Raw genomic sequence first — 21,126 nt, forward strand, 5'->3', positions numbered from 1 at the left:
CGAACGGCGACCGGCGCCGTCCCGCGCCCGCCGGCGGTGACGCCGAGTGGCCGATGTCCGCGCCGCCGACCACAATGGAGGCATGCCAGCCCAACCCCAGTTGCGACCCCGCCCCGGCTCCATTCCGACGACCCCGGGGGTCTACCGCTTCAGAGACGAGCACGGCCGGGTCATCTACGTGGGCAAGGCGAAGAACCTGCGCGCGCGCCTCTCGACCTACTTCCAGGACTTCGCCGGCCTGCACCCGCGCACCCAGAACATGGTCGCCACCGCCGCCGATGTCGACTGGACCATCGTGGGCACCGAGGTCGAGGCGCTGCAACTGGAGTACTCCTGGATCAAGGAGTACGACCCCCGCTTCAACGTCAAGTACCGCGACGACAAGAGCTACCCCTACCTCGCCGTCACCATGGGCGAGGACTACCCCCGCATCCAGGTCATGCGCGGTGCCAAGCGCAAGGGCGTCCGCTACTTCGGCCCCTACGGCCACGCCTGGGCCATCCGCGAGACCGTCGACCTGCTGCTGCGCGTCTTCCCCGTGCGCACCTGCTCGGCCGGGGTCTTCCGCAGCGCCCGCAACGCCGGGCGCCCCTGCCTGCTCGGCTACATCGGCAAGTGCGTCGCCCCCTGCGTCGGCCGCGTCGACGCCGACGAGCACCGCGCGCTGGCCGAGGACTTCTGCTCCTTCATGGCCGGCGACACCGGCCGGTTCATCCGCCGCCTCGAGCAGGACATGCGCGATGCCGCCGTGGAGCAGGAGTACGAGCGCGCCGCGCGCCTGCGCGACGACATCCAGGCCCTGCGCACCGCGCTGGAGAAGCAGGCGGTGGTCCTGGGCGACTCCACCGACTGCGACGTCATCGCCGTAGCCGAGGACCAATTGGAGGCCGCCGTCCAGGTCTTCTACGTCCGGGGCGGGCGCATCCGCGGCCAGCGGGGCTGGGTCGTCGACAAGGTCGAGGACGTCGGAACCGGCCACCTCGTCGAGCGCTTCCTCGCCCAGGCCTACGGCAACGGCGACGGCGCACCCGACGGCGGGGCCGCCGTGATCCCGCGCGAGGTCCTGGTCTCGGCCGAGCCCGCCGACCGCGCCTCGGTCACCGCGTGGCTCAGCGAGCGCCGCGGCTCGGCCGTCGACCTCCGGGTCCCCCAGCGGGGCGACAAGAAGGCGCTGCTCGAAACCGTCGCCAAGAACGCCGAGCAGGCGCTGGCCCGGCACAAGACCCAGCGTGCGGGCGATCTCACCACGCGCAGCCGCGCCTTGGGCGAGATCCAGGACGCCCTGGGCCTGGACGAAGCCCCGCTGCGCATCGAGTGCTTCGACATCTCCAACCTCATGGGCGAGCACGTGGTGGCGTCCATGGTGGTGTTCGAGGACGGCCTGGCCCGCAAGCCCGAGTACCGGCGCTTCAGCATCCGCGGCACCAGCCGCGGTGACGCCGAGCAGAACGACGTCGCCTCCATGCACGAGGTCATCACCCGCCGCTTCACCCGCTACCTGGAGGAGAGCCGCAAGCACGGCGAGGTCGCCACCATGGGCGACGGCCACGCGGACGACGGCGGCCCGCCCGTCCCCGGCGCCGAGGACGGCGCCGCTGTGACCTCGGGCAAAGAATCCGGGTCGGCGCCCGCCAAGTTCGCCTATCCGCCTAATCTGGTAGTCGTGGACGGCGGACGTCCGCAGGTCCAGGCCGCCAAGCAGGCCTTGGACGAGCTCGGCATCGACGACATCGCCGTGTGCGGTCTCGCCAAACGGCTGGAAGAGGTGTGGCTGCCCGACGACGACGATCCGGTGATCCTGCCGCGGACCGGCGAGGGCCTGTACCTGTTGCAGAGGGTGCGCGACGAAGCGCACCGGTTCGCGATCACCTACCACCGCCAGAAGCGGGCCAAGGCGCTCACCGGCAGTGCGCTCGACGACATGCCGGGCCTGGGGCCCACGCGCCGCACGGCGCTGCTGAAACACTTCGGGTCGGTGAAGCGCCTCGCCGAGGCCACGGCGGAGGAGATCGCGGAGGTTCCGGGCATCGGCGCACGGCTCGCCGAATCCATCCACGCCCGGCTGAACGGCGAACCAGGGGGAAGCTCGCGGCCGGGGCAGGGAAACGACGACGAGAGCCGCGTCCCGGCCACGGGGCGCGGCCCAGCAGACGAGGATGAGCCACACCATGGGGGATGACAAGACCGGCAACGGCAACGGCAGTCTCAGCGGGAACCTCCCGCCCGAGATCGTCATCGTCACGGGCATGTCCGGTGCCGGGCGCAGCACCGCCGCGCGGGCGCTGGAGGACCTGGACTGGTTCGTCGTCGACAACCTGCCGCCCGGCCTGCTGCCGACCATGATCGACCTCGCCGGCCGCACCCAGGGCGCCGTGCCCCGGGTGGCCGCGGTGGTCGACGTGCGCAGCATGGCGTTCACCGAGGACCTGCTCTCGACCGTCGAGGAGCTGCGCCGGCTCGGCATCGCCGCCCGCGTGGTGTTCCTGGAGGCCGGCGACGAAACGCTGGTGCGGCGCTTCGAGAGCGTGCGCCGCCCCCACCCCCTCCAGGGCGACGGCCGGCTGACCGACGGCATCGCACGCGAGCGCGAGACCCTGCGCGCCATCCGCGGCGAGGCCGACCTGGTCATCGACACCTCCCAGCTCAACGTGCACCAGCTCAAGGCGAAGGTCATCGGCTTCTTCGGCGAGGCCGAGGAGTCCAAGCCGCGCGCCAACATCGTCTCCTTCGGCTTCAAGCACGGGCTGCCCGTCGACGCCGACCTCGTCCTGGACTGCCGCTTCCTGCCCAACCCGCACTGGATCCCCGAGCTGCGCCCGATGAACGGGCGCGACGCCCCCGTCCTGGAGTACGTGCTCGCCCAGAACGGCGCCAAGGAGATGCTCGACTCCTACTCCGAGGTGCTGCGCCTGGTCATCGCGGGCTATCAGCGCGAAGGCAAGCACTACATGACGCTTGCGGTGGGGTGTACGGGCGGTAAACACCGGAGCGTCGCCATGGCCGAGCAGTTCGGCGAGCGGCTGCGTGAGCAGGGCCTCGAGGTGCACGTCGTGCACCGTGACCTCGGCCGGGAGTGATCGCGACGGGCCGTTGCCCGCGAGGACGATCGGCGCACGCCCCGCCGGGCCGTAGCATTGGCTCATTCCAACCGTGGTGCGCATCGGTTCACCTGCCCGATCCCGGGTCTCCGCGCGGTGCTCATCCGACAACGACCCAGAGGTAAGCGGACTCGATGGCAGACGACCCCAGTGCGGGCGGGCGCGACGCGCACCATGTTCCGGTTCCAGGCCCCGACCAGGGCCTGCGGACCGCCGACGTCGGATTCGCCGCCGGGCGCCGCCGCAGCGGGCACGGGCACATCGGCGGCGACGACGCCCCGCCGCCGCGGGTGGTCGCGCTGGGGGGCGGGCACGGGCTGCACGCGTCGCTTTCCGCACTGCGGCGGGTGACCACCGACGTCACCGCCGTCGTGACCGTCGCCGACGACGGCGGCTCCAGCGGCCGGCTCCGCCGCGAGCTCGGCGTCCTGCCGCCCGGGGACCTCCGCATGGCCCTGGCCGCGCTGTGCGGCGACGACGAGTGGGGGCACACCTGGAGCGAGGTCGTCCAGCACCGCTTCCGCTCCGAGGGGGAGCTGCACGGGCACGCGGTCGGCAACCTGCTCATCGTCGCCCTCTGGGAGCTGCTGGGCGACTCCGTGGCGGGCCTCGACTGGGTGGGCCAGCTCCTCGGCGCCCACGGCCGGGTGCTGCCGATGTCGTCGGTGCCGCTGGACATCGTCGCCGAGGTCGAGGGGGCCGATCCGCACCGGCCCCACGGCATCACCACGGTCCGCGGCCAGGTCGCCTGCGCCAGCACCCGCGGCCGGGTCCGCTCGATCTCGCTGGTGCCCGAGAACCCGCCGGCCTCGCCGCAGGCCGTCAAGGCGGTGCGCGAGGCCGACTGGATCGTCTTCGGCCCCGGGTCGTGGTTCACCAGCGTGCTGCCGCACCTGCTGGTGCCCGACCTCGCCGACGCCCTCGTCGAGAGCAAGGCGCGCCGGATGGTGGCGCTGAACCTGTCGCCGCAGCGGGGCGAGACCGACGGCTTCCGGCCCGAGACCTACCTGGAGGTCCTGGCGGCCCACGCCCCCCGCCTGGGGGTCGACGTCGTGCTGGCCGACCGCGGCGTGGTCGAGGACAGCGGCCCGCTCAACGACGCCGCCAAGGGGCTGGGCGGCCGGCTGGTCCTGGCCGACGTCGGAGCACCCGACGGCTCTCCGCGCCACGACCCCGACCGCCTCGCGGCAGCCTTCGACCAGGTCTTCCGCGAGTGAACCCCGCCCGCCCCGGGCGGGAGGGTTGGCCGGCCGCGACCGGGGCAGTGGCCGCACATGGCAGCTGACACGGCACCGCGCATCGATCTTGTCCGCGTGTACGACGCCGTGCACGACCCGCCCCGGGGACAGGTCTTCCTGGTCGACCGGGTGTGGCCGCGCGGCGTGCGCAAGGAGGCGCTGCGCCTGGACGGCTGGCCCAAGGACGCCGCACCGAGCAATGAGCTGCGCACGTGGTTCGGCCACGATCCGGCCAAGTGGGAGGAGTTCCGCGAGCGCTACACCGCGGAGCTGGAGTCGCGCCCCGAGGCGGTCGCCCCGCTGGTGGAGGCCGCGCGGAAGGGGCCGGTCACCCTCCTGTTCGGGGCCAAGGACACCGAGCACAACCAGGCCGTGGTCCTGAGGGACCACCTCCGGGCCCGCGCCGGGCGCTGATCCCGGCCGCCCGCGCGCCCACTCGGCCACCGGGTGGGCGCGCCGGTCCGCCGCGCACGGCCGGATCGGGCCGCCGGCCCCCGCCGCGGGCCGCCCCCCGGCCCCGCGTTCCCCCGCCCCGTTCCCGCCCCCCGCCCTGCCCCGGTGGCGCATTCCGGAGCAAGATCACCCGAAGCCGGAAACCACGACTCGCCGGATCGATCAGGGAGATTGGACACGCGGCCGGGGGCGTGGGGGAACCGGCACGGGGCCAGTAGTCTGCGACGGAGGACGGACAGCGTGCACCCACCGCCGGCGGCGGTGGCCAGTTCCAGGGGGAGGGCGGCATCCATGGCGATGACCGGCGTGGTGAAGGACGAGTTGAGCCGATTGACCGTTCTGAAACCATGCTGCCGGAAGGCCGAGGTCTCCACGATCCTCCGCTTCACCGGTGGCCTGCACCTGGTGAGCGGGCGCATCGTGATCGAGGCCGAGCTCGACACCGGTGCGGCCGCGCGGCGGCTGCGCAAGGACATCTCCGAGGTGTTCGGCCACGAGTCCGAGGTCGTCGTCCTGGCCCCCAGCGGCCTGCGCAAGGGCAACCGCTACGTCGTGCGCGTCATCAAGGAGGGCGAGAGCCTGGCCCGCCAGACCGGCCTGATCGACAACAACGGCCGGCCCGTGCGCGGCCTGCCCCGGCACGTCGTCGCCGGCGGGGCCTGCGACTCCGAGTCCGCGTGGCGGGGCGCCTTCATCGCGCACGGCTCGCTGACCGAGCCGGGGCGCTCGATGTCGCTGGAGGTCACCTGCCCGGGGCCCGAGGCCGCACTCGCCCTCGTGGGGGCCGCCCGCCGGCTCAAGGTGCACGCGAAGGCGCGCGAGGTCCGCGGCGTCGACCGGGTCGTGGTGCGCGACGGCGACTCCATCGGCGCCCTCCTCACCCTGCTGGGAGCCCACCAGAGCGTGCTGGCCTGGGAGGAGCGGCGGATGCGCCGCGAGGTCCGGGCGACCGCCAACCGGCTGGCCAACTTCGACGACGCCAACCTGCGGCGCAGCGCCCGCGCCGCGGTGGCGGCCGGGGCACGGGTCGAACGCGCCCTGGAGATCCTGGGCGAGGAGGCCCCCGACCACCTGGTGGCGGCGGGCCGGCTGCGGCTGGCCCACAAGCAGGCGTCGCTGGAGGAGCTGGGCCAGCTCTCCGCGCCCCCGCTGACGAAGGACGCCATCGCCGGGCGGATCCGGCGGCTGCTCGCCATGGCCGACAAGCGCGCGTGCGACCTGGGCGTGCCCGGAACCGACGCCAACCTCACCCCGGACATGCTCGTGCCCTGAGCACCGCGAGCCCTGCCCGTCCGCGCGGGGCGCCCTCGCGGCGGTGCGGCTGCGGCCGGCACCGGCCGCGCCGCGCTCCCCGCCTCCCCGGCCGGGCGCCGCTCCCGAGTCCGGCCGGCGCGACGCCGCCCCGGGCCCGCCCGTGCCGGCGGCCCGGCCCGCGCGCCCTTCCCGGCGGCGGCCTCCCTCCACCCCCTCCCGGTAACACGGCGTTAACGACAGAAGTTCACGCCGCGCGGGCGGCCGAACGGGGACCGGCCGCGGCGCGGTGAAACCCCTGTGCGGGGGTCCGGGCGTCCCGATGCCACCCCCCGCGGTCACCGTGCGTGATGGCGGGCGGGGCGCGGGCCGCAGCGGCTGTGCGGTTTTGTTAGGCGGTCCGGACCTGCGAAAACTTCGGAAAATGGTCTAGACCTCCCATGCCGGACGGTGCGAAGCTGAGCACGGCGCCGTGGTGACCGGCCAGGCGGCCGGGGCCATCGCCCCTGCCGGCCGACAGGAGCGATAGGCTCGGCCGAGAACCCCCAGCGCTCGTCTTCCGCGATCCGGCGCCCGGCGCCGGACGTGTCATCGCTACCCACGACCACGTGAGGAGATTGGTTACCGTGACCATCCGTGTAGGCGTGAACGGCTTCGGTCGGATCGGCCGCAACTTCTGGCGCGCCGCCCAGGCCGCCGGCAGCGAGGTCGAGATCGTCGCGGTGAACGATCTCACCGACAACGCCACCCTCGCGCACCTGCTCAAGTACGACACCGTCCTGGGCACCCTCGACGGCGACGTCGAGATCGCCGACGACTCCATCCGCGTGGGCAACACCTCGATCACCACCATCGAGCAGCGCGACCCCGCCCAGCTCCCCTGGGGCGACCTCGGCGTCGACGTCGTCATCGAGTCCACCGGCCGCTTCACCAAGGCCGAGGACGCCAAGAAGCACATCGCGGCCGGCGCCAAGAAGGTCATCATCTCCGCGCCCGCCAAGGGCGAGGACCTCACGGTGGTCCTGGGCGTCAACGACGACCAGTACGACCCCGCGCGCCACCACATCCTGTCCAACGCCTCGTGCACCACGAACTGCGTCGCCCCGATGGCCAAGGTGCTGCTGGACAACTTCGGGATCGTCAAGGGCCTGATGACCACGGTCCACGCCTACACCAACGACCAGGTCATCCTCGACTTCCCGCACTCGGACCTGCGCCGGGCCCGCGCCGCCGCCCAGAACATCATCCCCACCACCACCGGCGCCGCCAAGGCCACCGCCCTGGTGCTGCCGGAGCTCAAGGGCAAGCTCGACGGCATGGCCATGCGCGTCCCGGTGCCCGACGGCTCGGTCACCGACCTCGTCGTCGAGGTCGAGCGCGAGGTCACCAAGGACGAGGTCAACGCCGCGTTCAAGGCCGCGGCCGAGGGCCCGCTCAAGCAGGTCCTGCGCTACACCGAGGACCCGATCGTCTCCTCCGACATCGTCGGCACCTCGCCCTCCTGCACCTTCGACTCCAGCCTGACCATGACCTTCGGGAGCACGGTCAAGATCATCGGCTGGTACGACAACGAGTGGGGCTACTCCAACCGCCTCGTCGACCTCGCCAAGCTGGTCGGCACCGACCTGTAACGCAGACCGCTACCGTGCGGGCGCCCGGGGTGGCGCCCCTTCACCGCGAAGGGGCGCCACCGGCGTGTGAGCGCCGGCTCCCCGCACGGTCGGCCTCCCGCGGAAGGAAGAGCAACTTGCGGACGATCGATGACCTCGACGTCTCGGGCAAGCGCGTGTTCGTCCGGGCCGATCTGAACGTCCCGCTCGACGGTGAGCGCATCACCGACGACGGCCGGATCCGGGCCAGCCTGCCCACCATCACCACGCTTCGCGACCGCGGCGCCCGCGTCGTCGTCGCCGCGCACCTCGGCCGCCCCAAGGGCGCCCCCGACCCCGCGTTCTCGCTGCGCCCCGTCGCCGCCCGCCTCGGCGAGCTGCTGGGCGCGCCGGTCGCCTTCGCGGCCGACACCGCGGGGGAGTCCGCCCGCGCCGTCACCGGCGGGCTCGCCGACGGCGAGGTCGCGCTGGTCGAGAACCTGCGCTTCGAGCCCGGCGAGACCAGCAAGGACGACGCCGAGCGCGCCGAGTTCGCCGACCGCCTCGCCCTGCTGGCCGACCTCTACGTCGGCGACGGCTTCGGCGCGGTCCACCGCAAGCACGCGAGCGTCTTCGACCTGCCGCGGCGCCTGCCGCACGCGGTCGGCGGCCTGGTGCTCGCCGAGGTCGAGGTGCTGCGCAAGCTCACCGGCGACCCCGCGCGGCCCTACGCCGTCGTGCTCGGCGGTTCCAAGGTCTCCGACAAGCTCGGCGTCATCGATAACCTGCTGGGCACCGCCGACCGCCTGCTCATCGGCGGCGGCATGGTCTTCACCTTCCTCAAGGCCAAGGGCTACGAGGTCGGGTCCAGCCTGCTGGAGGCCGACCAGCTCGACACGGTCCGCGACTACCTGGCGCGCGCCGAGAAGCAGGGCGTGGAGATCGTGCTGCCCGTCGACGTGGTTGCGGCCGAGGCGTTCTCGGCCGACGCCCCGCACGGCGCGGTCGACGCCGACGCCATCCCCGCCGACCGGATGGGCCTGGACATCGGGCCGAGGAGCCAGGAGCTGTTCGCGGACAAGCTGGCCGACGCCGCGACCGTGTTCTGGAACGGGCCCATGGGCGTGTTCGAGATGGAGCCGTACTCGCACGGCACGCGCGCGCTGGCCCGGGCGCTCACGGAGTCCTCGGCGTTCACCGTCGTGGGCGGGGGCGACTCCGCCGCCGCGGTGCGGGCGCTCGGCTTCGACGAAGCCGCGTTCGGCCACATCTCCACCGGCGGCGGTGCCAGCCTGGAGTACCTGGAGGGCAAGCCCCTCCCGGGCATCGAGGCCCTGGACGACTGACCTCCGTGCGGGGCGTGCCGCCCCGCACGCTCCGGCATCAACCGCTTTTTCAAGGACGGACCATGGCAGAAGCGAAGCGCACGCCGCTCATCGCGGGCAACTGGAAGCTCAACAACAACCACCTCGAGGCCATCGCCCTGGTGCAGAAGATGGCGTTCGCGCTCAATGCCGCCGACTTCGACGCCGCCGAGATCGTGGTGCTGCCGCCCTTCACCAGCCTGCGCAGCGTGCAGACCCTGGTCGACGGCGACAAGCTGGGCATCGGCTACGGCGCGCAGGACATCTCCCAGCACGACAAGGGCGCCTACACCGGCGAGATCTCCGGTGCCATGCTGGCCAAGCTGGGCTGCTCCTACGTCCTGGCCGGGCACTCCGAGCGGCGGGAGTACCACAAGGAGGACGACTCCGTCGTCAACGCCAAGGTGAAGGCGGCGTTCGCCAACGACATCACGCCGATCCTGTGCCTGGGCGAGGGCCTGGACGTCCGCAAGGCCGGCGACCAGGTGTCCTACTCCCTGGCGCAGCTCGACGGCGCGCTGAAGGGCGTCACCGCCGAGCAGGCCGAACGGCTCGTGGTCGCCTACGAGCCCGTCTGGGCCATCGGGACCGGCGAGGTGGCCACCCCCGACGACGCCCAGGAGGTGTGCGGGGCCCTGCGCGTGCGCATCGGCGAGCTGTACTCGCCCGAGGTCTCGCGCGCGAGCCGGATCCTCTACGGCGGCTCGGTCAAGGCCGACAACATCGCCGGGATCATGGCGAAGAGCGACGTCGACGGCGCCCTCGTCGGCGGCGCGAGCCTCAAGCCCGACGAGTTCGTCAAGCTGGCGCGGCTGGGCAAGTAGCCGTCCGTACCGGGCGGCGCCGCCGGATCCCCGCGGGTGCGGGGATCCGGCGGCCCGGGCGTCGGCCCCCCCGGCCGCCCGCCGTGCGCGCAGCGCAGCCGGGGCGGAACAGAGCGGTGCGCGGGTCGGGTTAGACTGCCCGAAAGGGTTTACCCTTGGGAACGAGCCGGCGCCCTCGCGGGCGCACGGTAAAATCGAGAACTGTCCCCGGTCCCTCCTCCGCCGGGCCCTTGGCCCAGCCGAGCGGCGATAACGCGGTCTTGGGGCCCAAGGTCGTCAATCCCCTCGTCGGGGTCGAGCTACGGGTGAGCGTGTGATCCTCGGTCTGTCCATTGTCGTGATGCTTTGCAGCGTGCTGCTGATCCTGCTGGTCCTCCTCCACAAGGGCAAGGGCGGCGGCCTGTCCGATCTGTTCGGTGGCGGTGTCACCTCCTCCCTGGGCGGATCCTCGGTGGTCGAGCGCAACCTCGACCGCCTGACGATCGCAACGGGCCTCATCTGGATCGTGAGCGCCGTCGTTCTCGGGCTGCTGATCAACCGGGGAGCGTAATCGTCCCAGCCCGTGCCCATGGGAGGCGCGGGCGCGCTGACCGCACCTTGTCGCTGTGCGGAGCGCGCATCAGGTTTCCCCTTTTCGTGGGGTATGTCCGGCTAAGGAGTTTTCGTGGGTAGTGGCAGTGCCATCCGTGGCAGCCGCGTCGGCGCCGGTCCGATGGGCGAGGCCGAGCGGGGCGAGTCCGCGCCGCGGGTCCGCGTCCCGTTCTACTGCGCCAACAAGCATGAGGTCGTGCCGAGCTTCGCTCACGAGGCCGCGGTCCCCGAGGAGTGGGACTGCCCTCGCTGCGGCTTCCCCGCGGGCAAGGACGCGCAGAACCCGCCGGCTCCGCCGCGCACCGAGCCCTACAAGACGCACCTGGCCTACGTGAAGGAGCGCCGCAGCGAGGAGGAGGGCCGGCTCATCCTCGATGAGGCGCTCGCCAAGCTCCGCGCGGACCGCGCCGAGGTCCAGGCGTTCATGCGGGCCAACGCGGGCTGATCTTCCCGGCCGCCTCCCCGCCCCGCACCGGTTGGGGAGGCGGCCGTCGGCGTCTGCGGCGCCGGTGCCGCCGGGCGCTTCAGCCCGGTGCCCGCCCGCCCAGGCGGCGGGTGAGTTCGGCGGCGGCGTCGCACGCCCGTGCGGCCAGCCCCGACGGGCTGACCGGCCGCGCGCTGGGCACCGTGAGGCCGATCGAGGCCACGGGGGCTCCGTTGTGGTCGAACGCCGCGGCCGCCACCGAGGAGAACCCCTCGGTCACGGCGTACTCCTCCGTGGCGAACCCCTGGCGCCGTTCCACCGCGAGGCGTTCGCGCAGCTCGCCCGGTGAGCGCGGGCCGTGGCCGGTCCGGTCGACGAAGTGCGCCGCGCCGGGGTAGAGAGCCCGCACCTGGGCGCGCGGCAGGTGCGCCAGCAGCGCGCGGCCCGACGCCGTCAGGTGGGCCGGGAGTCGCACCCCCACGGCGGTGACCAGGGTAGGAGCGTGCGGCGGCTGCTCCTTGAGCAGGTAGAGCGTGTCGGCCCCGTGCAGGACGCCCAGGTGCGCGGTGGCGCCGGTCTCGGCGCTCAGCCGCTTCAGCAGGGGCCGGGCCAGGCGCTCCAGGGGGTCGTGGCGCAGATAGGCGGAGCCGATCTCGAAGGCCGCCAGCCCCAGGCCCCATCTGCGCTCCTCGGGCAGGTGGGTCACGAACCCCTCTTCGGCCATGGCCTCCAGCAACTGGTACACGCTGGAGCGGGGCAGGCCCAGGCCCGCGGCGATCGCGGCGGCCGATACGGGGCCCGGGCGCTCGGCCAGGAACCGCAGCACCCGCAGCACCCGTGTCGCCGCCGGAACATGGCTCATGCGGCGAGTGTGCCACGCCCGCCCCGCCGCCGCCCGCCGTACCCCGGCGGTCCGCCCAGCGCCCGCGAGGCGCCCGGCCGCCGCGGACGTCCCGATCCGCCCCGGGCGGCCTCGCGCGGTCGGCCCGGTGTCCGGCCGGGGGACGCCGCGCCCCCGGGCTACTCGGCGGGCGAGCGGGGCCGATCGGTCCCGGGCGGTCAGGGGACGGTGACGGTGCGCGCCCGCAGCCGCCCGCAGGGGCAGCGCGTGTAGACCATCATGCCGGTGGACACCATGTGCCGCGAGACCACTTCGAACACCTCGGAATCGGGCCACCCGCAGCCGGGGCAGGTGGTGCCGGCCTCTTCGCGACGCTCGCATCGTTCCATGGGCCCAGTCTGCGGCCGGACGATCGTTCACGTCCATCTACACTTTCTGCACGCTACCTTGTAGCGTTCCCTTCATGCTCGACCTTCGCAGACTGCGCGTGCTGCGCGCGGTGCACCACCACGGAACCGTCACCGCGGCGGCGGAGTCGCTGCACCTCACCCCGTCCGCCGTCTCCCAGCAGATCCGCCAGCTCTCCCGCGACCTCGGGGTGCCGCTGCTGGAGCCCGAGGGCCGGCGGATCCGGCTCACCTCGGCCGCCCACGTGCTGCTGCGGCACGCCGACGCCATGACCACCCGGTGGGAGCAGGCCCTGGCCGATCTCGCCGCCCACGCCGAGGGCGAGACCGGCCCGCTGCGCATGTGCGGCTATCCAACGGGGGTGTCGACCCTGCTCGCCCCGGCCACCGCCCTCCTGCGCCGCACGCATCCGGCGATGGACGTCTCGGTCGCCGAGGCCGAATCCGCCGAGAGCTTCGACCTGCTGCTCGCCGGGGCCGCCGACCTCGCCCTGGTCGTCCCCGAGCCCGGGTTCCCGCCGGTGGACGACGGCCGGTTCGACCAGCGCCTCCTCGTGGACGACCCCCAAGACCTCCTGGTGCCGGCCGGCCACCCGCTGGCGGGCCGCGCGTTCGTGCGCCTGGCCGACACCGCCCACGAGGACTGGGTCGCCTCGCACCGCCCCGATTGCGACCACGGCCGCATGGTCCAGGTGGCCTGCGCCGCGGCCGGGTTCACCCCGCGCATCGTGCACCACGCCGCCGACTGGATCGCCGTCACCGCGCTGGTGTGCAGCGGGCTGGGCATCTCCCTGGTGCCGAGGCTGCTGCCGCTCGCGGCCGAGCACGACGTCGTCCGGGTCCGGCTGAGCGGCGAGGTCCGCCCGGCCCGGTCGATCCTCACGGTCGTGCGCAGCGGGGCGGATCAGCACCCGGCCATCCGCCGCGGGATGGCGGCGCTCCACGAGATCGCGCGGGCGAGCTGGGACGACGACGCGTGGCCGGGCCCGCGGCCCGCCGCAGACGCTCCCGCGGCAACGGGGGCCGGCGCACGCTCCGGAGCCGGGCGGTGACCCCCGCGGGCCCTCCGGCGCCACCGTCCGAAATACCGGACACCAACGCCGTGTCGGGGCTCGCAAACGCCGACCCCGCGGCGTGGAATGGTCCCTGACCTCTTCTCCGCCGGGAACGGTGGGGATTCCGCCCTAGCGGGCGGGACCGTCCTGCTTCACCGACCGCAGCCACCCCGAACCGCCGGCGGGGACCGGGCGCCGCCCGGCGGTCCCGCGCGCTCCGCGGGCGACCGCCGCCCGCCGGACCGGCTGGAGGCCCGCCCGGTCCGAGCGCGGCCGACCGGGCCTGTCCGACCGCCACGAGATCGTCAGGGACGCGTTCCCCCGGTCGGCCCCGCGGGTGCGCCGCAAGGAGGTGCCAGATGACCCTCGCTCCGGAGATCCCGATCGGCCCCACGCGGCCGGCACCGGGCGACATCGTCGCCGTCGCACGCGGCGGCGCGCGCGTCCGCCTCACCGAGGGCGCCGACCAGGCCCTGCGCACGGGGCGGGAACGCGTCCTCGAACTCGCCGCGGGCGAGCTGCCCGCCTACGGCGTGAGCACCGGCTTCGGCGCCCTGGCCACCCGCCACATCGCTCCCGGGCTGCGCGCCCGGCTGCAGCGCTCCCTCATCCGCTCCCACGCCGCCGGCACCGGGCCCGAGGTCGAGCGGGAGGTGGTGCGCGCGCTCATGCTGCTGCGGCTGGGCACCCTCGCCTCCGGGGGCACCGGAGTGGAGCCGGCCACCGCCCACGCGCTGGCCGGCCTGCTCAACGCCGGGATCACGCCGGTCGTCCACGAATACGGCAGCCTGGGCTGCTCCGGCGACCTCGCCCCGCTCTCCCACGTCGCCCTCGCCCTGACGGGCGAAGGCGACGTCCGCGACGCCGACGGCGCGCGCACGGGCGCCGCCGACGCCCTGGCCGCCGCGGGCCTGCACCCGGTCGAGCTCGCGGCCAAGGAGGGGCTGGCGCTGATCAACGGCACCGACGGCATGCTCGGCATGCTGGTGCTGGCCTGCAACGACCTGAACACGCTCCTGCGGGTCGCCGACATCACCGCTGCCATGAGCGTCGAAGCGCTCCTGGGCACCGACCGCGTTTTCGCGGCCGACCTCCAGGCGCTGCGCCCCCACCCCGGGCAGGCGGCCGCCGCCGCCAACATGCGCGCGCTGCTCGCCGGCTCGGCCATCGTCGCCTCCCACCGGGGCCCCGGCTGCACGCGCGTCCAGGACGCCTACTCGCTGCGCTGCGCACCCCAGGTCGCCGGCGCCGCGCGCGACACCCTCGCCCACGCCGAGACCGTCGCGGCGCGCGAACTCGCCGCCGTCATCGACAACCCCGTCGTCCTGCCCGACGGGCGGGTGGAGTCCAACGGCAACTTCCACGGCGCCCCGGTCGGCTACGTGCTCGACTTCCTGGCGATCGCCGTGGCCGACGTCGCCTCCATCGCCGAGCGCCGCACCGACCGGATGCTCGACGTCTCCCGCTCCCACGGGCTGCCGGCCTTCCTCGCCGACGATCCCGGAGTCGACTCCGGGCAGATGATCGCCCACTACACCCAGGCCGCGATCGTCTCCGACCTCAAGCGCCTGGCCGTCCCCGCGAGCGTCGACTCCATCCCCAGCTCGGCCATGCAGGAGGACCACGTCGCCATGGGCTGGTCGGCGGCGCGCAAGCTGCGCCGCGCCGTCGACGGCCTCACCCGCGTCCTGGCCGTGGAGCTGCTCACCGCCGCCCGCGCGCTGGACCTGCGCGCCCCGCTCACCCCGGCGCCGGCCACCGCGGCGGTGCGCGACGCGCTGCGCACCCGCGTCGCCGGCCCCGGGCCCGACCGCCACCTCGCCCCCGAGATCGCCGAGGCCGCCGGGCTGATCGCCGACGGCACCGTTCTCGCCGCAGCCGAATCGGTCACCCCCCTCGGCTGAACCGACACCCCGACGGACAACGGAGGAGGACCGGCATGACCGCCACCGGCAACGGGGGCCCGCGCCAGGTCAGAGCGCCGCGCGGCCCGAAGCGATCCGCCAGGGGGTGGGCCCAGGAGGCCGCCCTGCGCATGCTGCACAACAACCTCGACCCCGACGTGGCCGAGCACCCCGAACAGCTGGTGGTCTACGGCGGCACCGGGCGGGCCGCACGCGACTGGGCCAGCTTCGACCGCATCACCGCGTCCCTGCTCGACCTCGCCGACGACGAGACCCTGCTCGTGCAGTCGGGCCGCCCGGTCGGCGTCCTGCGCACCCACGAATGGGCGCCGCGCGTCCTCATCGCCAACAGCAACCTGGTCGGCGACTGGGCGAACTGGGCGGAGTTCCGCCGCCTGGAAGCCCTCGGCCTGACCATGTTCGGGCAGATGACCGCGGGCTCGTGGATCTACATCGGCACCCAGGGCATCCTCCAGGGCACCTACGAGACCTTCGGAGCGGTCGCCGCGCGGCGCTTCGGCGGAACCCTGGCCGGGACCGTCACGCTGACCGCCGGGCTCGGCGGCATGGGCGGCGCACAGCCCATGGCCGTCACCATGAACGGCGGCGTCGCCCTGGTCGTGGAGTGCGACGCCACCCGGATCGACCGGCGGCTGCGCGGCGGCTACCTGGACGTGCGCGCCGACGGCCTCGACGAGGCGCTGCGCCTGGCCGGGCGCGCGAGTGCGGAGCGCCGCCCCCTGTCCATCGGCCTGCTGGGCAACGCCGCCGAGGCCGTGCCCGAACTCCTGGAGCGCGGCGCGCCCATCGACATCGTCACCGACCAGACCTCCGCGCACGACCCCCTTGCCTACCTGCCCATCGGGGTCGACCCCGCCGAGTGGCGCGACCTCGCCGCCGCCGACCCCGCCGCGTTCACCGAACGGGCGCGGCTGTCGATGGCCGTGCACGTGGAGGCCATGGTCGGCTTCGCCGACGCGGGCGCCGAGGTCTTCGACTACGGCAACTCCATCCGGGGGGAGGCGCGCGCCGCCGGCTACGCCCGCGCCTTCGACTTCCCGGGGTTCGTCCCCGCCTACATCCGCCCGCTGTTCTGCGAGGGCAAGGGGCCGTTCCGGTGGGCGGCGCTCTCCGGCGACCCCGCCGACATCGCGCGCACCGACCGCGCCGTCCTCGACCTGTTCCCCGACGACCACCACCTCGCCCGCTGGATCCGCCTGGCCGGCGAGAAGGTCGCCTTCCAGGGGCTGCCCGCCCGTATCTGCTGGCTCGGCCAGGGCGAACGGGCCGCCGCCGGCCTGCGCTTCAACGAACTGGTGGCGTCGGGCGAGATCAGCGCGCCGCTCGCCATCGGGCGCGACCACCTCGACACCGGCTCGGTGGCCTCGCCCTACCGCGAGACCGAGGCGATGAAGGACGGGTCCGACGCCATAGCCGACTGGCCGCTGCTCAACGCGCTGGTCACCACGGCGTCGGGCGCATCGTGGGTGTCCATCCACCACGGGGGCGGGGTCGGGATGGGCCGGTCCATCCACGCCGGTCAGGTCAGCGTCGCCGACGGCACCGACCTCGCGGCGCGCAAGCTGGAACGGGTCCTCACCAACGATCCCGCGACGGGCGTGATCCGGCACGCCGACGCCGGGTATGCCGAGGCAGAGGCGGTCGCCCGCGACCACGGGCTGCGCATCCCGATGTCGGGCACCTGACGGTGGGACGGGGACGGGGACCGGCATCGGGGCGCGGGGGGCGGACCCGGCGGCTCGGGGCGACGACGATCGACGACGGAGGACGGCGGACCATGAGCGAGACGTTCGATGACCTGTGGGCCGGGCTGGCCCCATTGGGCCGCGACCGCACCACCGGCGGGTACCGCAGGTTCTCCTGGACACCGGCCGACCGCGACGTCCGCGCCTGGTTCACCGAAGCGGCGGGCGGCCTCGGCCTCGACGTGCGGGCCGACGGCAACGGCAACTTGTGGGCGTGGTGGGGAGAGCCGGGCCCCGGGGCCGTCGTCACCGGGTCGCACCTGGACTCCGTTCCCGACGGCGGCGCGTTCGACGGCCCGCTGGGGGTGGCCGGCGCGCTGGCGGCGGTGGCCGAACTGCGCCGGCGCGGCCTGCGGCCCGACCGCCCGCTCGCCGTGACGGTCTTCGTCGAGGAGGAGGGGGCCCGCTTCGGCGTCCCCTGCCTGGGCTCGCGCCTGCTCACCGGCGCCATCACCGCCCACCGGGCCGCCGGCCTCACCGACGCCGACGGCGTCACCTGGTCCTCCGCCATGGAGGCGGCGGGCCTGGACCCATCGGGGATTGGGCCCGATCCCGACCTCGTTGCGAACATCGGAGCGTTCGTGGAGCTGCACGTCGAGCAGGGGCGCGGGCTGGTCCACTCCGGTGCCCCGGTGGGCGTGGCCGGGTCGGTGTGGCCGCATGGACGCTGGCGCATGGACTTCTCCGGCCGGGCCGACCATGCGGGCACCACCCGGCTGGCCGACCGCAACGACCCGATGCTGCCGTTCGCCGCGACCGTCCTGGCGGCCCGCGCCGCGGCCGAGGAGCACGGCGCGGTCGCCACAGTGGGCAAGGTGCACGTCTCGCCCAACGGCAGCAACGCCATCCCGTCGCGGGTGCGCGCGTGGCTCGACGCCCGCGCACCCGACGAGGCCGCCCTGCGCGCGGTCACCGACGCCGTCGACGCCGCCGCCCGCAGCGCGGCGGTCGAGCACGGCGTCTTCCAGGCCACCTACCAGGAGTCCTACTCGCCCGTGGTGAACTTCCGCTCCGGCCTGCGCGACCGCGTCGCGGCCCTGGCCGGCGCCGACGGCGCGCCCGCTCCCGTCCTCCCCACCGGAGCGGGCCACGACGCGGGGGTCCTCTCAACGGCGGTGCCAACGGCCATGCTGTTCGTCCGCAACCCAACGGGCATATCGCACGCCCCGCAGGAACACGCCGAACCGGCGGACCGCCACAGGGGCGTCGCGGCCCTGACCGACGTCCTGGCGGACCTGGCATGCGACGACACCGCATGATGCCGACGCGAGAAAGGCGCGACGGAGCCCGATCACCCCGCGTCGGGCCGAGCGGGATGCGGGCACACACGGTCCCACCCGCCGGTCGGCGGATGCCGTGGGCGGGTGGGGTGGGCGATTGTGCGGCGGAGGCGCCGGGGAGGGGCCGGTGCCGGTCCCGCGCTTCATTTCCGTGCGGAGTGACGGTGGAGCCGGTCCGGCCGCCGACCGGGGGATCGGACCGCGGCGCAGCGGTCGGATCCGCCCGCTGTGCCCTTCCGCTGCGGGCGGGACGGGAAGCGGTGGACCGGGCGGGCGCGGCCTCGCGCGTGGTCGGCGGTGGAGAGGCGGCGGGCACGGCGGCGCCCATGTGCCCGGCCCTCCGCATCGGTGCGCCGACCGTTTCGCCCGGCTGCGACGACGGCAATGGCGGTGAGCGGTGAGCGGGCGGCCGGAGCGGTACTGGTGTGCGTGGGCGCTGACCGGGGATCCGGCCGGTGCCGGGGCGCGGGCCGGGGTGGTCGTCGAGGTGGACGACGGGCGGATCGTGTCGGTGGGGGAGAGCGCCGGGCCGCCCCCCGATGCCCGGCGGCTGGCCGGGCTCACGCTCCCCGGGCTGGCCGACGCCCACTCCCACGCCTTCCACCGGGCGCTGCGCGGCCGGACCGGGGAGAACGGGGGCAGTTTCTGGACCTGGCGGGAGCGCATGTACCGGATCGCCGCCCGGCTCGATCCGGACTCCTACCTGCGCCTGGCCCGCGCCGTTTACGCCGAGATGGCGCTCGCGGGAATCACCTGTGTGGGCGAGTTCCACTACCTGCACCACGCCCCCGGCGGCCGCCCCTACGCCGACCCCAACGCCATGGGAGCGGCCCTCACCCAGGCCGCCGCGGACGCCGGAATCAGGATCACCCTGCTCGACACCTGCTACCTCAGGGGCGGCCTCGCCCCCGACGGCACCGCCCTCGCGCTCGACGGCGCCCAGGCGCGCTTCGCCGACCCCGGTGTCGAGCAGTGGGCCGGCCGCGTGGACGCGTTCCGCCCCGGCGGGCACACCCGCGTGGGCGCCGCGGTCCATTCGGTGCGCGCCTGCGCGCCCGCCGACATCGCCCGCGTCGCCGAACTCGGCGAGGGCGCCGGGTGGGCCGCGACCCACATCCACCTCTCCGAGCAGCCCGCCGAGAACAGCGCCTGCCGGGCCGCCTACGGCCGCACCCCCGCCGAACTGCTGGACGACACCGGCTTCCTGACCCGCAGGCCCGTCCTCGTCCACGCCACCCATCTCACCCCCGGCGACACCGGCCGCATCCGCTCCTCCGGAGCGGGCGTGTGCCTGTGCCCGACCACCGAACGCGACCTCGCCGACGGCCTGCCCCCGCTGGCCGACCTGGCGGGCGTCCCTCTGTCATTGGGCAGTGACGGCCACTCCACCATCGACATGTTCGAGGAGGCGCGCGGGGCCGAGATGCACGAGCGGCTGCGCACCGGGCGCCGCGGCACCCTGCCCGCCGCGGCCCTCCTCGACGCGCTGCACGGCGCGGGCCACGCCACGGCGCTGGGCTGGCCCGACGCCGGCCGGATCGCCCCGGGGTACCGCGCCGACCTCGTCACCCTCGACCTGGACGGCATCCGGCTGGCCGGCGCGGACCCCGCGACTGCCGCGGCCGAGGCGGTGGTGTTCGCGGCCGCCGCAGCCGACGTCCGCCACGTCATGGCCGACGGCCGGTGGATCGTCCGCGACGGCGTTCACGCCCTGATCCCCGACGCCCCCCGCGACCTGCACACGGCCATCAAGGAGCTGATCGCGTGACCGCCCCCGCCCCAGGATCACTGCTCATCGACGGCATCGGCTCCCTCGTCACCAACGCCCCGGGGACGGGGGAGGGTGCCCTCGGCGTGATCGCCCGTGCCGCCCTGGTGGTCGAGCAGGGCCGGGTGGCCTGGACGGGGCCCTCCGCGCACGCGCCGGACGCCGACGCGCGCGTCGACGCCGCCGGGCGGTGCGTCATCCCGGGCTTCGTCGACAGCCACTCCCACATCGTCTTCGCCGGGGACCGGGGCCGCGAGTTCGCCGCCCGCATGGCCGGCCGCCCCTACGAGGCGGGCGGTATCCGCACCACGGTGGCCGCGACCCGCGCCGCCACCGACGCCGAACTGCTGGGCACCGCCGAGCGGCTGCTGCGCGAAGCCCGAACCCAGGGCACCACCACCCTGGAGGTGAAGTCGGGGTACGGGCTGAGCACCGCCGAGGAGGAGCGCTGCCTGCGGGTGGCCGCCCGGGTGACCGACGAGACCACCTTCCTCGGCGCCCACGTCGTGCCCGCCGAGTACGCCGACGACCCCGCGGGCTACCTCGACCTGGTCACCGGCCCCATGCTGGAGGCGTGCGCCCCCCACTCCCGCTGGATCGACGTGTTCTGCGAGCGCGGCGCGTTCGACGCCGACGCCGCCCGGCGCGTGCTGGCGGCGGGGCGGCGCGCGGGGCTGGGCGCCCGCGTCCACGGCAACCAGTCGGGGCCCGGTCCGGGCGTCCGGGTGGCGGTCGAAGCGGGCGCGGCATCGGTGGACCACTGCACCCACCTCGACCCGGGCGACATCGACGCTCTCGCCTCCGCCGCCCCCGCTGAGGGAGTGGGAGAGGGGGCCGGAGGGAGCGCGACGGAGGCGACCGCGCGCGGCGGCACCGTGGCCACCCTGCTGCCCGGCGTGGACTTCGCCACCCGCCAGCCCTACCCGCCCGCACGCGCCCTCCTCGACGCGGGAGCGGCGGTGGCGCTGGCGACCGACTGCAACCCGGGCTCCTGCTTCACCTCCAGCATGGCGTTCTGCATCGCCCTGGCGGTCCGCGAGATGCGCATGACGCCCGACGAGGCCCTGCACGCCGCCACCAGAGGCGGGGCCCGCGCCCTGCGCCGCACCGACATCGGCCACCTCGGCACCGGCGCCCGCGCCGACCTCACCCTCCTCGACGCCCCCGATCCCGTCTACCTCGCCTACCGCCCGGGCGTCCCATTGGTGGCCGCGGTCTGGAAGGACGGAGAATTGGTGGCGGGCGGCGTGTGAGGCCATTTCCCCGTACAGTC

At 74.5% G+C, this 21,126-nt stretch carries 18 protein-coding genes; 16 read left to right on the plus strand and 2 right to left on the minus strand.

Going from position 1 to position 21,126, the window contains the following annotated elements; genetic code table 11:
• Window positions 1-82: 82 nt before the first annotated feature.
• From uvrC to ACFO4E_RS26145, 10 genes are all read left to right on the plus strand, one after another.
• Window positions 83-2,179: an excinuclease ABC subunit UvrC gene (gene uvrC / locus ACFO4E_RS26100; protein WP_378579192.1), complete on the plus strand. Its 2,097-nt coding sequence runs from the start codon at window positions 83-85 to the stop codon at window positions 2,177-2,179.
• Window positions 2,169-3,077 carry an RNase adapter RapZ gene (rapZ, locus tag ACFO4E_RS26105; RefSeq protein ID WP_378579194.1) on the plus strand — a complete coding sequence of 303 codons (909 nt, stop codon included), beginning with the start codon at window positions 2,169-2,171 and terminating at the stop codon, window positions 3,075-3,077. Before uvrC ends, rapZ begins: the two co-directional genes overlap by 11 nt.
• Before the next feature lie 311 nt (window positions 3,078-3,388).
• Window positions 3,389-4,315: a gluconeogenesis factor YvcK family protein gene (locus tag ACFO4E_RS26110; RefSeq protein ID WP_378579263.1), complete on the plus strand. Its 927-nt coding sequence runs from the start codon at window positions 3,389-3,391 to the stop codon at window positions 4,313-4,315.
• Window positions 4,316-4,372: 57 nt separating this feature from the next.
• A complete protein-coding gene (locus ACFO4E_RS26115; protein WP_378579196.1) occupies window positions 4,373-4,750 on the plus strand; it encodes a DUF488 domain-containing protein in 378 nt (125 codons plus the stop codon).
• Between the two features lie 330 nt (window positions 4,751-5,080).
• The gene (whiA, locus tag ACFO4E_RS26120) at window positions 5,081-6,061 is read left to right on the plus strand and encodes a DNA-binding protein WhiA (RefSeq protein WP_378579198.1); all 981 of its coding nucleotides are present in this window, start codon (window positions 5,081-5,083) and stop codon (window positions 6,059-6,061) included.
• A 605-nt stretch (window positions 6,062-6,666) separates the two neighbouring features.
• Window positions 6,667-7,671, plus strand: coding sequence for a type I glyceraldehyde-3-phosphate dehydrogenase (gene gap, locus ACFO4E_RS26125; protein ID WP_378579200.1), 1,005 nt, complete (start codon window positions 6,667-6,669; stop codon window positions 7,669-7,671).
• Window positions 7,672-7,787: 116 nt separating this feature from the next.
• Entirely contained in the window at window positions 7,788-8,975 is a 1,188-nt protein-coding gene (locus ACFO4E_RS26130; protein ID WP_378579202.1) for a phosphoglycerate kinase, read from the plus strand.
• Between the two features lie 62 nt (window positions 8,976-9,037).
• Window positions 9,038-9,817 (plus strand): triose-phosphate isomerase, encoded by a 780-nt coding sequence (tpiA, locus tag ACFO4E_RS26135; protein ID WP_378579204.1) that lies wholly within the window; start codon window positions 9,038-9,040, stop codon window positions 9,815-9,817.
• A 313-nt stretch (window positions 9,818-10,130) separates the two neighbouring features.
• On the plus strand, window positions 10,131-10,367 hold the full coding sequence (gene secG, locus ACFO4E_RS26140; protein ID WP_378579206.1) for a preprotein translocase subunit SecG: 237 nt from the start codon (window positions 10,131-10,133) through the stop codon (window positions 10,365-10,367).
• A 114-nt stretch (window positions 10,368-10,481) separates the two neighbouring features.
• Window positions 10,482-10,853, plus strand: a complete 372-nt coding sequence (locus ACFO4E_RS26145) for an RNA polymerase-binding protein RbpA (protein ID WP_378579208.1) — start codon at window positions 10,482-10,484, stop codon at window positions 10,851-10,853.
• A gap of 79 nt (window positions 10,854-10,932) precedes the next feature.
• Here the strand turns inward: ACFO4E_RS26145 and ACFO4E_RS26150 are convergent, their stop codons facing one another.
• Together ACFO4E_RS26150 and ACFO4E_RS26155 are read right to left on the minus strand one after the other, a co-directional pair.
• Window positions 10,933-11,694: an IclR family transcriptional regulator gene (locus tag ACFO4E_RS26150; protein ID WP_378579211.1), complete on the minus strand. Its 762-nt coding sequence runs from the start codon at window positions 11,692-11,694 to the stop codon at window positions 10,933-10,935.
• A 197-nt stretch (window positions 11,695-11,891) separates the two neighbouring features.
• Entirely contained in the window at window positions 11,892-12,062 is a 171-nt protein-coding gene (locus tag ACFO4E_RS26155; protein WP_378579213.1) for a hypothetical protein, read from the minus strand.
• A gap of 74 nt (window positions 12,063-12,136) precedes the next feature.
• Between ACFO4E_RS26155 and ACFO4E_RS26160 the strand changes: the two genes are divergently transcribed.
• From ACFO4E_RS26160 to ACFO4E_RS26185, 6 genes are all read left to right on the plus strand, one after another.
• A complete protein-coding gene (locus ACFO4E_RS26160; RefSeq protein ID WP_378579215.1) occupies window positions 12,137-13,132 on the plus strand; it encodes a LysR family transcriptional regulator in 996 nt (331 codons plus the stop codon).
• Between the two features lie 362 nt (window positions 13,133-13,494).
• A complete protein-coding gene (hutH, locus tag ACFO4E_RS26165; protein WP_378579217.1) occupies window positions 13,495-15,039 on the plus strand; it encodes a histidine ammonia-lyase in 1,545 nt (514 codons plus the stop codon).
• A 35-nt stretch (window positions 15,040-15,074) separates the two neighbouring features.
• Entirely contained in the window at window positions 15,075-16,745 is a 1,671-nt protein-coding gene (hutU, locus tag ACFO4E_RS26170; RefSeq protein WP_378579219.1) for a urocanate hydratase, read from the plus strand.
• 92 nt (window positions 16,746-16,837) lie between these two features.
• Complete coding sequence (locus tag ACFO4E_RS26175; protein ID WP_378579222.1) at window positions 16,838-18,064, plus strand: allantoate amidohydrolase; 1,227 nt, start codon at window positions 16,838-16,840, stop codon at window positions 18,062-18,064.
• Between the two features lie 418 nt (window positions 18,065-18,482).
• Entirely contained in the window at window positions 18,483-19,853 is a 1,371-nt protein-coding gene (locus tag ACFO4E_RS26180; protein ID WP_378579224.1) for a formimidoylglutamate deiminase, read from the plus strand.
• Entirely contained in the window at window positions 19,850-21,106 is a 1,257-nt protein-coding gene (locus ACFO4E_RS26185) for an amidohydrolase family protein (RefSeq protein ID WP_378579226.1), read from the plus strand. The genes ACFO4E_RS26180 and ACFO4E_RS26185 overlap by 4 nt, the downstream gene beginning before the upstream one ends.
• The last annotated feature ends 20 nt before the right edge of the window (window positions 21,107-21,126 follow it).

The sequence above is a fragment of the Nocardiopsis mangrovi genome (assembly GCF_042653925.1).
In the GTDB taxonomy this organism is placed as follows: domain Bacteria; phylum Actinomycetota; class Actinomycetes; order Streptosporangiales; family Streptosporangiaceae; genus Nocardiopsis_B; species Nocardiopsis_B mangrovi.

What these genes read in the sequence shown, in the direction of transcription:
- uvrC (WP_378579192.1), top strand. Translation starts at nt 83, where the DNA reads ATGCCAGCCCAACCCCAGTTGCGACCCCGCCCCGGCTCCATTCCGACG.
- rapZ (WP_378579194.1), top strand. Translation starts at nt 2,169, where the DNA reads ATGGGGGATGACAAGACCGGCAACGGCAACGGCAGTCTCAGCGGGAAC.
- ACFO4E_RS26115 (WP_378579196.1), top strand. Translation starts at nt 4,373, where the DNA reads ATGGCAGCTGACACGGCACCGCGCATCGATCTTGTCCGCGTGTACGAC.
- whiA (WP_378579198.1), top strand. Translation starts at nt 5,081, where the DNA reads ATGGCGATGACCGGCGTGGTGAAGGACGAGTTGAGCCGATTGACCGTT.
- tpiA (WP_378579204.1), top strand. Translation starts at nt 9,038, where the DNA reads ATGGCAGAAGCGAAGCGCACGCCGCTCATCGCGGGCAACTGGAAGCTC.
- ACFO4E_RS26150 (WP_378579211.1), bottom strand. Translation starts at nt 11,694, where the DNA reads ATGAGCCATGTTCCGGCGGCGACACGGGTGCTGCGGGTGCTGCGGTTC.
- ACFO4E_RS26155 (WP_378579213.1), bottom strand. Translation starts at nt 12,062, where the DNA reads ATGGAACGATGCGAGCGTCGCGAAGAGGCCGGCACCACCTGCCCCGGC.
- ACFO4E_RS26160 (WP_378579215.1), top strand. Translation starts at nt 12,137, where the DNA reads ATGCTCGACCTTCGCAGACTGCGCGTGCTGCGCGCGGTGCACCACCAC.
- hutH (WP_378579217.1), top strand. Translation starts at nt 13,495, where the DNA reads ATGACCCTCGCTCCGGAGATCCCGATCGGCCCCACGCGGCCGGCACCG.
- hutU (WP_378579219.1), top strand. Translation starts at nt 15,075, where the DNA reads ATGACCGCCACCGGCAACGGGGGCCCGCGCCAGGTCAGAGCGCCGCGC.
- ACFO4E_RS26175 (WP_378579222.1), top strand. Translation starts at nt 16,838, where the DNA reads ATGAGCGAGACGTTCGATGACCTGTGGGCCGGGCTGGCCCCATTGGGC.